We start from the raw sequence: 13,338 nt of genomic DNA on the forward strand, positions 1-13,338 counted from the left end.
GAGGAAGTACCGGGTGGACGATTACCAGCAGACGATACGCAGTTTGTCCGATCGCATTGTGCTGGCGCAAACACCGATCCGCGTCCTCGACGCAGTGAAATGGGACGACAACATTCGCCAAGGCTTCCTCAAGGCCAAGGGCAAGGCAATGCCCGCGGTAGACCGCGATTACTACCTGAACCGGCCGCTGTCGTTCGATTCGAGCGCGGTGAAGCTGGAGTTTCAGAACATCGAGCGCGACATCACCCGCCGCCTCGGCCAGTTCAGCCCCGTAGGGCAGATCATGCGCCGCATGTGCCGGGAGTACCGCATGGTGGTGCGTATGCTCGAAGCGCGCGGCACCGAGGATTTCGGCCTGATTTCCCAGGAACTCTACGGCGCCGCCTCCGATGCCTTCCATGCCGGCGACCCGACCCTGGCCGACCTCGGCCTGATGCTCTCCGACTACCTGAACAATATCGACGTGCGTGGCGACCTGAAGGACGAGGCCAAGACCCTCACCGCCAAGGACGCGGTCAGCCTGCTGCAAACCCGTCTGAACAAGGTGTTTGGCGAGGCCGAGGAAACCATCCGCGTGTTCGAGTCCGACGGCATCGTCGCCGACGCAGCGGCGGGGGCCGACTACATCAAGATCCGCGCCGATGCGATGTTCAACGAGCGCGACGTGCGCGCCCTCGAAGTGCATGAAGGCCTGGTGCATGTGGGCACCACCCTCAACGGCCTGAACCAGCCGATCTGCACCTTCCTGTCCAAGGGCCCGCCATCGTCGACCGTGACCCAGGAAGGCCTGGCGATCCTGATGGAAATCATCACCTTCGCCTCCTACCCGAGTCGCTTGCGCAAGCTGACCAACCGCACCCGTGCCATCCACATGGTGGAAGAGGGCGCCGATTTCCTGCAGGTGTTCGAGTTTTTCCGCGAGCAAGGTTTTGAAATGGCCGAGAGCTACGGCAACGCCAGCCGGGTGTTTCGCGGTTCGGTGCCGAACGGTCTGCCGTTTACCAAGGATTTGTCCTACCTCAAGGGCTTTATCATGGTCTACAACTACATCCAGCTGGCCGTGCGCAAAGGCAAGCTGGAACAAGTGCCGTTGCTGTTCTGCGGCAAGACCACCCTGGAAGACATGCGTACCCTGCGCCAACTGATCGACGAAGGCCTGGTGGTGCCGCCCAAATACCTGCCGGAGCAGTTCCGCGACATGAACGCCCTGGCGGCGTGGATGTGTTTCTCCAACTTCCTCAACCATTTGAGCCTGGATCGGATCGAGGCGGATTACTCCAACATCCTGTAAAGGCTGAACTGACCCAACCGGTCCAACAAGGTGGGAGGGGGCGTGCTCCCACCTTGTTGGACCTGCACACGCCTGAACATTTCGACTATCAGCGAGGCTTCAACGGATGAGAATCCTCGGCATTCTTTGCCTGTTACTCACACTGAACGGCTGCAGCTCCCTGCTGTTCTACCCGGAGCCCGGCTTGCCGTTCACGCCGCAAAAGGCGCACCTGGCGTATCGCGACGTCACGCTCACCACCGCCGATGGCGTCAAGCTGCATGCCTGGTGGCTGCCGGCCAAGCCGGGAGTGCCGCTCAAGGGCACGGTGCTGCACCTGCACGGCAACGGCGGCAACCTGGCCTGGCACCTGGGCGGCAGTTGGTGGTTGCCGGAGCAGGGCTATCAAGTGCTGTTGCTGGACTATCGCGGCTATGGGCTGTCGCAAGGCAAGCCGTCGCTGCCGGCGATCTATCAGGACGTCGACGCGGCTTTCAGCTGGATCGACAAGGCGCCCGAAACCCAGGGCCAGCCGTTGATCGTCCTCGGCCAAAGCCTGGGCGGCGCGCTGGCCGTGCATTACCTGGCGGCCCACCCCGAGCGGCAGGCCCACCTCAAGGCCCTGGTGCTGGACGGCGTGCCCGCCAGTTATCGTGATGTAGGACAATTCGCCCTGAGCACCTCCTGGTTAACATGGCCGTTTCAGGTGCCCTTGTCTTGGCTGGTGCCCGACGCCGACAGTGCGATCAATGGCATGCCCCAGTTGAGCGGAGTCCCGAAACTGCTGTTCCACAGCCTCGATGACCCGATCGTACCGCTGTCCAATGGCATCCGCTTGTATCAGGCCGCGCCTGCACCCAGGGTGTTGCAACTGACCCGCGGCGGCCATGTGCAGACCTTTGCCGACAAGACCTGGCAAACTGTGATGCTGCGTTATCTGGACGACCCGCAACACTTCAACGGCCTGCGTCGCCTGGGCGAGATTCCGAATTACCCTATTCCTAAAGTTGACTCATCAGAGAGCCCGCAATGAGCGAAGAACGCAACATGATCCCGCTGATCCTCACCGGTATCGGCACCATCATCGGCACCGTCGGCTGCCTGTGGTTTTATGGCTACCTGCATTTCGCCAAACCGGAAGACGCGTTGCTGCTCAGCGACTTCACCATGCTCAAGACCGTGCCCGGCGAGGACTACAAGATCTCCCTGACCCCGGCGGCGCAAGTGGCGCAATGCGTCGATGGCGTGCTGGTGATGTTCGATACCGAGCAAAAAGGCCTCAGCGGTGTGCTGGTGAACAACAAAAAGCAGGCCGTGCGTTGCGTCGGTCAGGAAACCCCACAGTTGCAGCAATAAACCGTTGCGCGCAGTACCGCCCGGCCTGAAATTTCTGGAACCGTTTTGCGTAAGACGCCACTGATTGGCTTGTCAGCGTTGCTGATAACAATCCTTACGAAAAAATCCGGGAGAGCGGTATGGCTATCAGTGCACTCGATAGAGCAATGGGCATGGTCAATGGGCAGAACAGCCTTGATCAGGGGGGCTTGCAAGAGGTTGGGCAGCAGCCGGGTAAGATGGGGGCCGAGCTGATCAAGAAGCTTCTGGAGAAACTGGAAGGCAGCAACGGTGCTCAGGGCGGTGGCGGTGCTCAAGGCGGTGGCGGTGCTCAAGGCGGTGGCGGTGCTCAGGGCAGTGGCGGTGCTCAGGGCGGTGGCGATTCCTCGGGCTCTGGCGGTTCCGGCGATCAACTGGATATGGAGAAACTGAAGAAGATGATGGCCGGGCGCCAAGGCATGGAAGCGATGATGCCGGACAGCGACAACGGTCGTAAGATCGGCGCCTGACAGGCAAAAAAAACCCACCGTTCAGGTGGGTTTTTTTCCAGCATCGATCAGTAAGCGACGGACGAACGTGGCTTGACCGGCTGGTTGTCGTTGGAGATGGTCACTTCAACGCGGCGGTTCATGGCGCGCCCGGAAACGCTGCCGTTATCGGCCACCGGGTATTCCTTGCCATAGCCCTGGGTCACGATGCGCGAAATGTCCACGCCTTGCTGGGCCAGTGCGCGCTGTACGGAGGCCGCACGGCGCTCGGACAGGCTCTGGTTGTACGAGTCGGAACCGGTGCTGTCGGTGTAGCCTTCGACGATCACTTTACGGTCCGGGTTATCGCGCAGGAACTGCGCCAGTTTGGTGATGTTGACCAGGCCGTTGGACTTCAGGTCGGACTTGTTGGTGGCAAACAGCACGTCACCAAAGGTCACCAGGGTGCCACGCTCGGTCTGCTTGGCGTTCAGGCTGTCTTGCAGTTGCTTGATCTGCGCATCGCGGGCATCGAGCAAGGCGCGGGCGCGCTCGTCACCGGCGTTTTTCAGTTTGGCTTCGGATTCGCGCAGCGCGATGGTGTCTTTGGCCACTTCAACGCGCTGGTTGGTCAGGTAGGCCAATTGGTCGACTTTCTTCTGGTCTTCCTTGTCGCGGTAAGCCTTGTCAGCCTTGTCCAGCCATTCGCTGGCGTCCTTGGTTTCCAGGGCCGCCACTTTGGTGGCTTGCGGGTTGGACTGCAGGGCCGAGAAGTTGGTCCGTGCATTTTCCAGGTTCGCGTTCGGCGGAGTGGAGCATGCTGCCAGAGCAACGCTCATCGCCAGCAGGGCAGGGATCATCAATTGTTTGCGCATAGTCGTGTCGTCCTTTCAATTCGATATCAGGTGCGATGCAGCCAAGGGGCGGCGGCTTATTTCTGTTGGATAGCAGCCGGGCGCATGCCTTCCTTGCGCAGTTCATCAACCGCTTTCTGCGAGTCCTTCACCGCCTGCTCGGCCTTGGCGGCCTGGGCTTTACGCTCAGCGACGCGGGCGTCCCATTCGGCTTGCTCGGCCAGGCGACGGGCTTCGTCATAGTTTTTGTCGTGCATGGCAATTTCGGCTTGCTTGAGCTTGTCCTGGGCCGACTTCATTTCCACGGCGGCGAACTCGGTGCCGCCGGCGCTGACTGCGCTGTTGACCGCAGACTGAGTCACCGCGTATTGCTCGGTCGGTGGGTTGCCAGCGCAGCCCGCCAGGACGAAGCTAGTGCCGATGGCCAACGCGGCCAGTTTGAGCCCGCGCAGGTGGTTAAACGTGGATTTGGCAGTGCTGGTCTTCATCGTCTTCAACTCCATTGGATAACGCCTCAAAAACATCAAAATCCATCGCACTGGTCAGCGGCTGCGGGCCCGGCGGTAAAGCACGAAACGCCTATTCAAACGGCCGTTCCAAGTGATGGCTTACTGGTTGTGACCTGCGGCTTTTTTCAAAAGTTCAGAGAAGATGGCTATTGGCCTGAAAAAATACCTGACTGATCGGTCAGTGCTTTTTGGCTTGAACTTTTGCCGCGCGCAGAGGTATGCCGGGCCCTTGTGAGGCCCGGAAATACGCGGGATGGAGGGTGTTTAAGAACGGCTGATCAGTGCTTCGGTTCGTCGGCGCCGGCCGACATGTCGTGCAGATAGCGGCGCGACAATGTCAGGAAGCGCGGGGTGGGGCCAACGTCTTCATACAACGGATCACCCTCTTCGTCGGTGGCAATCACATGCTGGCCCTTGATGTACGGAAAGCTGGTTTCCAGCTCTTCGAGGGCGGCGCCGATCAGCTCGCCGAGCAATTCTTCGGGGTGGCGCTTGGGGTACATCTCCGCAATGGCCGCCAGGCGGGCGGCGGATTCCACGTCCAGATGGATCGCGTACTCCGTCTTGGTCAGGCGACCCTTGGCGTTTTCTTCCCAATGCTGGGCCAGTTCTCGAATTTTCATGGCAACCTCAATAAAACCCTGGGTAACGGGCGGTGATGAGCGACCAGCCGCCAGCGTGGATAAACGCGGCGACTCACTCATGAGACTAGCTGTAAGCCACAAGGTTTAAAGTGGTTTGTGCTTGGCCTTGTCAGAAAGTGACGCGGGCGGCACTCTGGAAGGCCTGCGCGTCCCGGATTTCTGGCTGGAGATTGGCTGATGAGTGATATCGATGCACGCTTGCGTGAGGATGTTCACCTGCTGGGTGAACTGTTGGGCAACACCATTCGAGAGCAGTACGGCGATGATTTTCTCGACAAGATCGAGCAGATCCGCAAAGGCGCCAAGGCTGACCGGCGTGGCGCGGTGGCCGATCAGGCGGCGGGCGAGGAACTCAGCGCCAGTCTGAACCAACTGCAGGAAAACGAACTGTTGCCGGTCGCCCGGGCCTTCAACCAGTTCCTCAACCTGGCCAACATCGCCGAGCAGTATCAGTTGATTCATCGGCGCGATGAGTCGCAACCGGCGCCTTTCGAATCGCGGGTGTTGCCGGAGTTGTTGGCGCGCCTGCAACGCGAAGGCCACAGCAATGAATCCCTGGCCCGTCAGTTGGGGCGCCTGGAGATCGAGCTGGTCCTCACCGCGCACCCCACCGAAGTGGCCCGTCGCACCCTGATCCAGAAATACGACGCGATTGCCGCGCAACTGGCGCTGAAGGATCACCGTGACCTCACCACCGCCGAGCGCGAACAGATCCGCGAGCGCCTGCAACGGCTGATCGCCGAGGCCTGGCACACCGAGGAAATCCGCCGTACCCGGCCCACGCCCGTGGATGAAGCCAAATGGGGCTTCGCGGTGATCGAGCACTCGTTATGGCAGGCGATCCCGAATTACCTGCGCAAGGCCGACCATGCGTTGCAGGCCGCCACCGGCCTGCGCCTGCCTTTGGAAGCGGCGCCGATTCGCTTCGCCTCGTGGATGGGCGGCGACCGTGACGGCAACCCGAATGTCACCGCGCCGGTCACCCGCGAAGTCTTGCTGCTGGCGCGCTGGATGGCGGCCGATCTGTACTTGCGCGATATCGATCAGTTGGCCTCGGAGCTGTCGATGCAGCAGGCCAGCCCGGCGTTGCAGGCCAAGGTCGGCGACAGCGTCGAGCCGTATCGCGTGCTGCTCAAGCAACTGCGTGATCGCCTGCGGGCGACCCGCCAATGGGCCCAAGCCGCATTGAGCGCGACCATCCCGGCACCGGCGGATGTGCTGCAACACAACCGCGACCTGCTGGACCCGCTGGAGCTGTGCTACCAGTCGCTGCATGAGTGCGGCATGGGCGTGATCGCCGATGGTCCGTTGCTCGATTGCCTGCGCCGCGCCGTCACCTTTGGCCTGTTCCTGGTGCGCCTGGATGTGCGCCAGGACGCCAGCCGCCACACCGCGGCGATGACCGAAATCACCGATTACCTCGGTCTGGGGCGTTACGAAGACTGGAACGAAGAGATGCGTATCGGCTTCCTGATGAAGGAACTGGTCAATCGTCGACCGCTGCTGCCGGGCTATTTCAAGCCGTCGGCGGATACCGCCGAGGTGTTGAACACCTGCCGGGAAATCGCCGCCGCCCCGGCCGCGTCCCTGGGCTCGTATGTCATTTCCATGGCCGGCGCCGCGTCGGATGTGCTGGCGGTGCAACTGTTGCTCAAAGAGTCGGGCGTGCAACGGCCGATGCGCGTGGCGCCGCTGTTCGAAACCCTGGCCGACCTGGACAACGCCGGCCCGGTGATCGAAAAACTGTTGCTGCTGCCGGGTTACCGCGCGCGGCTGCAAGGCCCGCAGGAAGTGATGATCGGCTACTCGGACTCGGCCAAGGACGCCGGCACCACCGCCGCCGCCTGGGCGCAGTACCGGGCGCAGGAACGTCTGGTGGATATCTGTCGCGAGCAACAGGTGGAACTGCTGTTGTTCCATGGTCGCGGCGGCACCGTCGGACGAGGCGGCGGCCCGGCCCACGCGGCGATTCTGTCGCAACCGCCGGGCTCGGTGGCGGGGCGGTTCCGCACCACTGAACAAGGCGAAATGATCCGCTTCAAATTCGGCCTGCCGGACATCGCCGAGCAGAACCTCAATCTGTACCTGGCGGCGGTGTTGGAAGCGACGTTGTTGCCGCCGCCACCACCGCAGCCGGACTGGCGCCATTTGATGGATGAATTGGCAGCGGACGGCGTCAGCGCCTACCGCGCGGTGGTGCGGGAAAATCCGCAATTCGTCGAGTATTTCCGCCAGTCCACCCCGGAGCAGGAGCTGGGGCGCCTGCCCTTGGGCAGTCGCCCGGCCAAACGCCGTGCCGGTGGTATTGAAAGCCTGCGGGCGATCCCGTGGATCTTCGGCTGGACCCAGACCCGCCTGATGCTGCCCGCCTGGCTCGGCTGGGAAGCGGCGTTGAGCAAGGCGCTGGAGCGCGGGGAAGGCGAGTTGCTGGGGCAGATGCGCGAGCAATGGCCGTTCTTCCGCACCCGCATCGATATGCTGGAAATGGTGCTGGCCAAGGCCGATGCCGATATCGCGCGGCTCTATGACGAGCGCCTGGTGCAGCCCGAGCTGTTGCCGTTGGGCGCGCATTTACGCGACCTATTGTCGCAGGCCTGCCAGGTGGTGCTTGGCCTGACTGGCCAGTCGCAACTGCTGGCCCATAGCCCGGACACCCTGGAGTTCATCCGCCTGCGCAACACCTACCTCGACCCCTTGCACCTGTTGCAGGCCGAATTGCTGGCGCGCTCGCGTCGCCAGGAAGCGGCACAGGACAGCCCTCTGGAACAGGCGTTGCTGGTGTCCGTGGCCGGTATCGCCGCCGGCTTGCGCAATACAGGCTGAGGTTTTTTGCGTGTGCTCAACGGCTTGCAGATAACCCACGACGGCCGTCCTTAACAGGGCGGTCGGCGTTTAGGGGGGAGGGTTGCACTCAGGCACACCTCTCCTATGACGCATGTGTGGTGCGGGTTTTTCCTACTTTTGGCGGCTTGTGTGGTTAAGGCCTGCTGTGTATCTTGATCAGCCTTTGGCCGTTTGGGCGGCCTGGACCCACATTTTTACGAGATTGGCCCCACGCGGCGAATCCGAGCGTCATCTCTATAAAAAATTGAGGAGCACATCGATGCGCGTCATTCTGCTGGGAGCTCCCGGGGCCGGTAAAGGTACTCAGGCAAAGTTCATCACTGAAAAATTTGGCATTCCACAAATCTCCACCGGTGACATGCTGCGCGCTGCGGTAAAAGCAGGCACCGAGCTGGGCATTAAAGCCAAAAGCATCATGGATGCTGGCGGTCTGGTTTCCGATGACCTGATCATCGCGCTGGTCAAGGACCGTATCGCGCAACCCGATTGCGCCAATGGCTTCCTGTTCGACGGCTTCCCACGCACCATTCCCCAGGCAGAAGCCCTGGTGACGGCAGGTGTCGAGTTGGACGCCGTGGTCGAAATCGCGGTTGAAGACGAAGAGATCGTGCAGCGTATCGCCGGTCGCCGCGTTCACGAGGCCTCGGGTCGCGTGTACCACACCATCTACAACCCGCCGAAAGTCGAAGGCAAGGACGATGTCACCGGTGAAGACCTGGTGCAGCGTAAAGACGACACCGAAGAAACCGTGCGTCATCGCCTGTCGGTCTACCATTCCCAGACCAAGCCGCTGGTGGATTTCTACCAGAAGCTGTCGGCTGCCCAAGGCAAGCCGAAGTACAGCCACATCCCTGGCGTCGGCTCGGTGGAAGCGATCACCGGCAAGGTGCTGCAAGCACTGAGCTGATCGAACCATCGGCTTTACGCACAACGGCCCGCTTGCGGGCCGTTGTTGTTTATACTGGCGCACTTTTTTTCGACTTGGACACCGACACCGATGAGCACCCTGCTGGCCCTGGACACTGCGACTGAAGCTTGCTCGGTTGCCTTGCTGCACGATGGCAAGGTCACCAGCCACTACGAGGTGATCCCGCGCCTGCACGCGCAGAAGCTGTTGCCGATGATCAAGCAACTGCTGGAGGACGCCGGCACGAGCCTGTCGGCCGTGGACGCCATCGCCTTCGGCCGTGGCCCGGGCGCCTTTACCGGCGTGCGTATCGCCATCGGCGTGGTCCAGGGCCTGGCCTTTGCGTTGGAGCGCCCGGTGTTGCCGGTGTCCAACCTCGCCGTACTGGCCCAGCGTGCGTTGCGTGAACACGGTGCGCGGCAAGTGGCGGCGGCGATCGATGCGCGGATGGATGAAGTCTATTGGGGCTGCTACCGCGAAACCGACGGCGAGATGCGCCTGGCAGGCGTTGAGGCCGTGCTGCCCCCCGAAGCGGCGGAGTTGCCGAGCGATGCCAGCGGTGATTGGTTCGGTGCCGGTACGGGCTGGGGTTATGGCGAGCGCATCGGTGTGCCGCTGGTTGGCCAGGACGCCACAATGCTGCCGCATGCCGAAGACCTGCTGACCCTGGCGCGCTTTGCGTTCGAGCGCGGCGAAGCGATTGCTGCGGACCAGGCTGCGCCGGTGTATCTGCGCGATAAAGTCGCGCAGACCAAGGCCGAACGCGGGATAATTTGACGTCAAAAATACGGGTGTTTTTGGCCAAAGCGCGCCAATCGTCAGAATTTGCCCCGGCGTTTAAACCTTTTTCCATTTATGTGTTCTAGTTATCACCAGAGCATTTGCGCGCTACGGATTGCGCCACTAAAATGCCATTACTGATACCGAGTTCGCATCGATGCGTATAGACGGCTTTTCCTCACAGTCCTACCCCCTCAAGCGTAAGCCGCGCAAGGCAAACGTCACGGTAGACGAGTCCGTCGAGGATTCGCCGGACTTCATCGAGGTCCAGTCCGAAGCGTCCAGCCCCCAAGGCGCTGCAAATGCGCGTACCAGTGGTCTTCCTGCCCGCCAGCAAGACATGGTCTTCCCGCGCTCCATGAGCAAAAGCGTTGCCACCGCCCTGGCCAGCTACCTGACCACCGCCGGCTTTGTCGAATGGGATATGGAAGTGCTGGGTCTCGACATCCACATCTGATGCGCCTGCCTTATTTCATCGGTTGCCCGTCCTGGAGTGAAAACGCCTGGCGCGAGTACCTGTACCCTGTCGATGCCCGTTCCAGCGATTACCTCGCCCTCTACTCGCAAGTCTTCAACGCGGTGGAAGGCAACACCACGTTTTATGCGCGCCCGTCGGCCGCCACCGTGCAGCGCTGGGCTGAGATCATGCCCGCGGATTTTCGCTTCACTGCCAAGTTCCCCGGTGACATCAGTCACGGTGGCGACCTGCGTGAGCAACTGCCGGCGGCACACAGTTTCGTCGACTTGATGAGCCCGTTGGGTGAGCGAATTTCGCCGCTGTGGCTGCAATTGTCGGCCAGCTTTTCGCCGCAGCGCCTCGCTGAACTGGCCGGGTTTATCGACGGGCTGGAACGCCCCCTGGCCGTGGAAGTGCGCCACCCGCAATTCTTCGCCAAGGGCGATGCCGAGCGCATGCTCAACCGCCTGCTGCGCGACCGTGGCGTCGAACGGATCTGCCTCGACCCTCGCGCCCTGTTCAGTTGCACATCCTCCTCGGCCGCGGTGCTGCATGCCCAGGCGAAAAAACCCAAGGTACCACCGCGTCCGGCGGCGTTGACCCTGTTTCCCCAGGTGCGCTTCATCGGCCACCCCGAGCTTGAGGCCAACGACCCCTTCCTGATCCCGTGGGTGGAAAAGATCGCCGGTTGGATCGAAGAGGGACGCACCCCCTACGTGTTCCTGCACACCTCGGATAACCGCCTCGCCGCGCAACTGGCGCTGCGTTTTCACGCCAAACTGATGGCACGTTTGCCCGGCTTGCCCGCGTTGCCGACCTTGCACCGCGAACCCGCAGCGCAGCAACTGGGGTTACTCTAAGGCTCCTTTTCCCGCCAGGAGTCAGTCATGGATGCCCAAACCCTTCGCGCCGAAACCTTCAAGGCCCTGCATGCACGCGATCGTGCGTTTGTGATGCCCAACCCGTGGGACGCAGGCTCGGCGATCATGCTCGCCAGCCTCGGCTTCGAAGCCCTGGCCACCACCAGCGCGGGCTACGCGTTCAGCCTGGGGCGCCCGGATGCCGAAGGGGCGTTGTCCCTGGAAGACACCCTGGTCAACGCCACGATGATCGCCAAGGCCACCGCGTTGCCGGTGGCCGCCGACCTGGAAAACGGCTTCAGCGACACCCCCGACGGTTGCGCCCGGACCATTTTGCGCGCGGCGGCCAGCGGTATCGTCGGTGGCTCCATCGAAGATGCCACGGGTATCGCCGTCGACCCGATCTATTCCTTTGACCTTTCCGTCGAGCGTGTGGAAGCTGCGGTCGCTGCTGCGCGCAGCCTGCCATTCCCGTTCATGCTGACGGCCCGTGCAGAAAACCTCCTGCATGGTCGCCTGGATTTGCCTGACACTATTCGCCGCCTGCAGGCCTACGCCGAAGCCGGTGCGGACGTGCTCTATGCGCCGGGGCTGCGCAGTGCCGAGGAGGTGCTGGCGGTGGTCAAGGCCGTGGCCCCAAAACCGGTGAATGTGTTGATGTCCGGCGGCCTGAAACTCAGTGTGGCGCAGTTGAGCGCGATGGGCGTCAAGCGCATCAGCGTGGGCTCGGCCATGGCGCTGGCGGCGTATGGCGAGTTTTACCGCGCGGCGCAGGAGGTGTACCAGTCCGGCACGTTTACTTTCACCGAGCGCTCGATGCCCTACAGCCAGGCCAGCCAATTCTTCAAGGATTAAGCGGCGCGTGTTCGCACGGCATGGGGCGCGGCGTTGAGGCTTATGCCGCCAGGCGCAGGTTGTTGACGATCAGCGGACGCGCCCAGTGGTAGTCGAAGTCCAGGGCCTTTTGTTGGGCGGCCAGCTCTTCTTGTGGGAACGGCGTGGCGGCCGCTGGCAGCAGGTCCAGTTCGAACTCGGCGATCGGCAAGTGCAATGGGCGCGGTTCCGGCGCGGCGCCGGGTTCCGGTAGCGGTTGGCCGGCGCTCAGCACGATCGGGCGCACCCAAGTGCTTTCGAAATTCTGCTGGCGCTGCTGGGCGACGATCTCTTCTTGCGGGAATGGCGTGGCGGCCGGTGGCAACAACTCGGTTTCGAATTCGGCAATCGGCAGGAACAGCGGTTCGGGCGGGGCGATCTCAGTGTCTTTCACGTCGCACTCACGCTGGGTGAGGATCTGCGACAGCAGGTCAGCACCAGCACTGGGTTCCACCGCTGGGTCCAGCGGCGCTGGCGCCTTGGCCGCGAGCGCGTCCGGCGTTTCGCCGAGCTGCTCGGCCAACGCGCGGGCGAAGAAGTCCTGCCACACATGACTGACGCCGGCCAGCGCTTGAGTATTGCGCAGGCCGTAGTGGTTGTGGGTCGGCAGTACACCGATGGTTAGCGGAAGAATGTCTGACATTTTTCTCGGTCGACGCTCAGCTCTGGCAAAATACCTGATCCTTGTTTCTATCGGCCGTTGTTGGCCGATCCTTAATATTTTTGAGCGTAGCGATTCATGAGCGAACAACCAGCGGCCAGCCGCATTCAAGTCGAGGCCTTGGCCGACGGCTTCCAGGCCCGCGCCGAACAGTGGGCTGCGCTGCTGGGCTTGCCGCTACAGCTGGCGGATGCGGAGTTTTCCCTGCAAGTCGGGGAGCAAGGCCTGCAGTTGCAACAGCTCGGGCCTGACGCGCCAGGGCCGGTGCGCGTGGATTTCGTCGAAGGCGGCGCGGCGCATCGGCGGTTGTACGGCGGCGGCAGCGGGCAGATGATCGCCAAGGCCGTGGGCATCGCCCAGGGCGTGCGCCCACGGGTGCTGGACGCCACGGCCGGGCTGGGCAAGGACGCATTCGTGCTGGCCAGCCTGGGCTGCGAGATGAGCCTGATCGAACGTCAGCCGCTGATCGGCGCATTGCTCGAGGATGGCCTGGCACGCGCGGCGGAGGATTTTGAGGTGGCGCCGATCGTGGCGCGGATGACGCTGCTCAAGGGCAACTCCATCGAGGTGATGCTCAATTGGCAAGGCGAGCCGCCCCAGGTGATCTACCTCGATCCGATGTTCCCGCACCGTGAGAAAACCGCCCTGGTGAAGAAGGAAATGCGCCTGTTCCGCCCCTTGGTCGGCGATGATCCAGACGCACCGGCCCTGCTGGCGGCGGCGCTGGCCCTGGCCAGTCACCGCGTGGTGGTCAAGCGCCCGCGCAAGGCGCCGTGCATCGAGGGGCCCAAGCCGAGCCATGCGCTGGATGGTAAATCCAGCCGCTACGACATCTATCCGAAAAAGGCACTCAAGTCCTGAGCCTCGCGCTACAAGC

General features: G+C 62.3%; 15 protein-coding genes. 11 read left to right on the forward strand and 4 right to left on the reverse strand.

The window, feature by feature from the left end; translation table 11 throughout:
- Nucleotides 1-13: 13 nt before the first annotated feature.
- The 4 genes from ACP7E3_RS18965 to ACP7E3_RS18980 all read left to right on the forward strand — a co-directional run bounded on the left by ACP7E3_RS18965 (nt 14) and on the right by ACP7E3_RS18980 (nt 3,114).
- The gene (locus tag ACP7E3_RS18965; RefSeq protein WP_017844700.1) at nt 14-1,291 is read left to right on the forward strand and encodes a flavohemoglobin expression-modulating QEGLA motif protein; all 1,278 of its coding nucleotides are present in this window, start codon (nt 14-16) and stop codon (nt 1,289-1,291) included.
- A 106-nt stretch (nt 1,292-1,397) separates the two neighbouring features.
- Entirely contained in the window at nt 1,398-2,303 is a 906-nt protein-coding gene (locus tag ACP7E3_RS18970) for an alpha/beta hydrolase (protein WP_046490139.1), read from the forward strand.
- A complete protein-coding gene (locus ACP7E3_RS18975; protein WP_017844702.1) occupies nt 2,300-2,626 on the forward strand; it encodes a hypothetical protein in 327 nt (108 codons plus the stop codon). The genes ACP7E3_RS18970 and ACP7E3_RS18975 overlap by 4 nt, the downstream gene beginning before the upstream one ends.
- A 119-nt stretch (nt 2,627-2,745) precedes the next feature.
- Nucleotides 2,746-3,114 carry a hypothetical protein gene (locus ACP7E3_RS18980; protein WP_372813319.1) on the forward strand — a complete coding sequence of 123 codons (369 nt, stop codon included), beginning with the start codon at nt 2,746-2,748 and terminating at the stop codon, nt 3,112-3,114.
- Between the two features lie 47 nt (nt 3,115-3,161).
- Here ACP7E3_RS18980 and ACP7E3_RS18985 read toward each other — a convergent pair whose 3' ends face one another.
- From ACP7E3_RS18985 to ACP7E3_RS18995, 3 genes are all read right to left on the reverse strand, one after another.
- Nucleotides 3,162-3,947, reverse strand: a complete 786-nt coding sequence (locus ACP7E3_RS18985) for an OmpA family protein (RefSeq protein WP_017844704.1) — start codon at nt 3,945-3,947, stop codon at nt 3,162-3,164.
- 56 nt (nt 3,948-4,003) lie between these two features.
- Complete coding sequence (locus tag ACP7E3_RS18990; RefSeq protein WP_026139763.1) at nt 4,004-4,429, reverse strand: DUF4398 domain-containing protein; 426 nt, start codon at nt 4,427-4,429, stop codon at nt 4,004-4,006.
- A 284-nt stretch (nt 4,430-4,713) separates the two neighbouring features.
- Entirely contained in the window at nt 4,714-5,058 is a 345-nt protein-coding gene (locus ACP7E3_RS18995) for a hypothetical protein (protein ID WP_017844706.1), read from the reverse strand.
- A 198-nt stretch (nt 5,059-5,256) separates the two neighbouring features.
- On the opposite strand from ACP7E3_RS18995, the gene ppc reads away from it, so the two are divergent.
- From ppc to ACP7E3_RS19025, 6 genes are all read left to right on the forward strand, one after another.
- Complete coding sequence (gene ppc / locus ACP7E3_RS19000) at nt 5,257-7,902, forward strand: phosphoenolpyruvate carboxylase (RefSeq protein WP_046384485.1); 2,646 nt, start codon at nt 5,257-5,259, stop codon at nt 7,900-7,902.
- A gap of 280 nt (nt 7,903-8,182) precedes the next feature.
- Nucleotides 8,183-8,830 (forward strand): adenylate kinase, encoded by a 648-nt coding sequence (gene adk / locus ACP7E3_RS19005; RefSeq protein WP_046384484.1) that lies wholly within the window; start codon nt 8,183-8,185, stop codon nt 8,828-8,830.
- Between the two features lie 90 nt (nt 8,831-8,920).
- Nucleotides 8,921-9,607, forward strand: a complete 687-nt coding sequence (gene tsaB / locus ACP7E3_RS19010) for a tRNA (adenosine(37)-N6)-threonylcarbamoyltransferase complex dimerization subunit type 1 TsaB (protein WP_104903816.1) — start codon at nt 8,921-8,923, stop codon at nt 9,605-9,607.
- 160 nt (nt 9,608-9,767) lie between these two features.
- Nucleotides 9,768-10,067 (forward strand): hypothetical protein, encoded by a 300-nt coding sequence (locus ACP7E3_RS19015; protein WP_017844710.1) that lies wholly within the window; start codon nt 9,768-9,770, stop codon nt 10,065-10,067.
- Complete coding sequence (locus tag ACP7E3_RS19020; RefSeq protein ID WP_426124063.1) at nt 10,067-10,927, forward strand: DUF72 domain-containing protein; 861 nt, start codon at nt 10,067-10,069, stop codon at nt 10,925-10,927. The genes ACP7E3_RS19015 and ACP7E3_RS19020 overlap by 1 nt, the downstream gene beginning before the upstream one ends.
- A 27-nt stretch (nt 10,928-10,954) precedes the next feature.
- Nucleotides 10,955-11,782: an isocitrate lyase/PEP mutase family protein gene (locus tag ACP7E3_RS19025; RefSeq protein WP_177029789.1), complete on the forward strand. Its 828-nt coding sequence runs from the start codon at nt 10,955-10,957 to the stop codon at nt 11,780-11,782.
- Between the two features lie 40 nt (nt 11,783-11,822).
- Here ACP7E3_RS19025 and ACP7E3_RS19030 read toward each other — a convergent pair whose 3' ends face one another.
- Nucleotides 11,823-12,443, reverse strand: coding sequence for a hypothetical protein (locus ACP7E3_RS19030; RefSeq protein ID WP_046384481.1), 621 nt, complete (start codon nt 12,441-12,443; stop codon nt 11,823-11,825).
- A gap of 96 nt (nt 12,444-12,539) precedes the next feature.
- Here ACP7E3_RS19030 and ACP7E3_RS19035 point away from each other — a divergent pair, with 96 nt between their 5' ends.
- Nucleotides 12,540-13,322 carry a class I SAM-dependent methyltransferase gene (locus tag ACP7E3_RS19035; protein WP_017844714.1) on the forward strand — a complete coding sequence of 261 codons (783 nt, stop codon included), beginning with the start codon at nt 12,540-12,542 and terminating at the stop codon, nt 13,320-13,322.
- Nucleotides 13,323-13,338 lie beyond the last annotated feature (16 nt).

The sequence above is a fragment of the Pseudomonas sp. PSPC2-3 genome (assembly GCF_049898265.1).
Taxonomy (GTDB): domain Bacteria; phylum Pseudomonadota; class Gammaproteobacteria; order Pseudomonadales; family Pseudomonadaceae; genus Aquipseudomonas; species Aquipseudomonas veronii.

Excerpts from the sequence above, each read along its gene's own strand:
- ACP7E3_RS18970 (WP_046490139.1), top strand. The coding sequence starts at position 1,398 with ATGAGAATCCTCGGCATTCTTTGCCTGTTACTCACACTGAACGGCTGC.
- ACP7E3_RS18975 (WP_017844702.1), top strand. The coding sequence starts at position 2,300 with ATGAGCGAAGAACGCAACATGATCCCGCTGATCCTCACCGGTATCGGC.
- ACP7E3_RS18980 (WP_372813319.1), top strand. The coding sequence starts at position 2,746 with ATGGCTATCAGTGCACTCGATAGAGCAATGGGCATGGTCAATGGGCAG.
- ACP7E3_RS18985 (WP_017844704.1), bottom strand. The coding sequence starts at position 3,947 with ATGCGCAAACAATTGATGATCCCTGCCCTGCTGGCGATGAGCGTTGCT.
- ACP7E3_RS18990 (WP_026139763.1), bottom strand. The coding sequence starts at position 4,429 with ATGGAGTTGAAGACGATGAAGACCAGCACTGCCAAATCCACGTTTAAC.
- ACP7E3_RS18995 (WP_017844706.1), bottom strand. The coding sequence starts at position 5,058 with ATGAAAATTCGAGAACTGGCCCAGCATTGGGAAGAAAACGCCAAGGGT.
- ppc (WP_046384485.1), top strand. The coding sequence starts at position 5,257 with ATGAGTGATATCGATGCACGCTTGCGTGAGGATGTTCACCTGCTGGGT.
- adk (WP_046384484.1), top strand. The coding sequence starts at position 8,183 with ATGCGCGTCATTCTGCTGGGAGCTCCCGGGGCCGGTAAAGGTACTCAG.
- tsaB (WP_104903816.1), top strand. The coding sequence starts at position 8,921 with ATGAGCACCCTGCTGGCCCTGGACACTGCGACTGAAGCTTGCTCGGTT.
- ACP7E3_RS19015 (WP_017844710.1), top strand. The coding sequence starts at position 9,768 with ATGCGTATAGACGGCTTTTCCTCACAGTCCTACCCCCTCAAGCGTAAG.
- ACP7E3_RS19020 (WP_426124063.1), top strand. The coding sequence starts at position 10,067 with ATGCGCCTGCCTTATTTCATCGGTTGCCCGTCCTGGAGTGAAAACGCC.
- ACP7E3_RS19025 (WP_177029789.1), top strand. The coding sequence starts at position 10,955 with ATGGATGCCCAAACCCTTCGCGCCGAAACCTTCAAGGCCCTGCATGCA.
- ACP7E3_RS19030 (WP_046384481.1), bottom strand. The coding sequence starts at position 12,443 with ATGTCAGACATTCTTCCGCTAACCATCGGTGTACTGCCGACCCACAAC.
- ACP7E3_RS19035 (WP_017844714.1), top strand. The coding sequence starts at position 12,540 with ATGAGCGAACAACCAGCGGCCAGCCGCATTCAAGTCGAGGCCTTGGCC.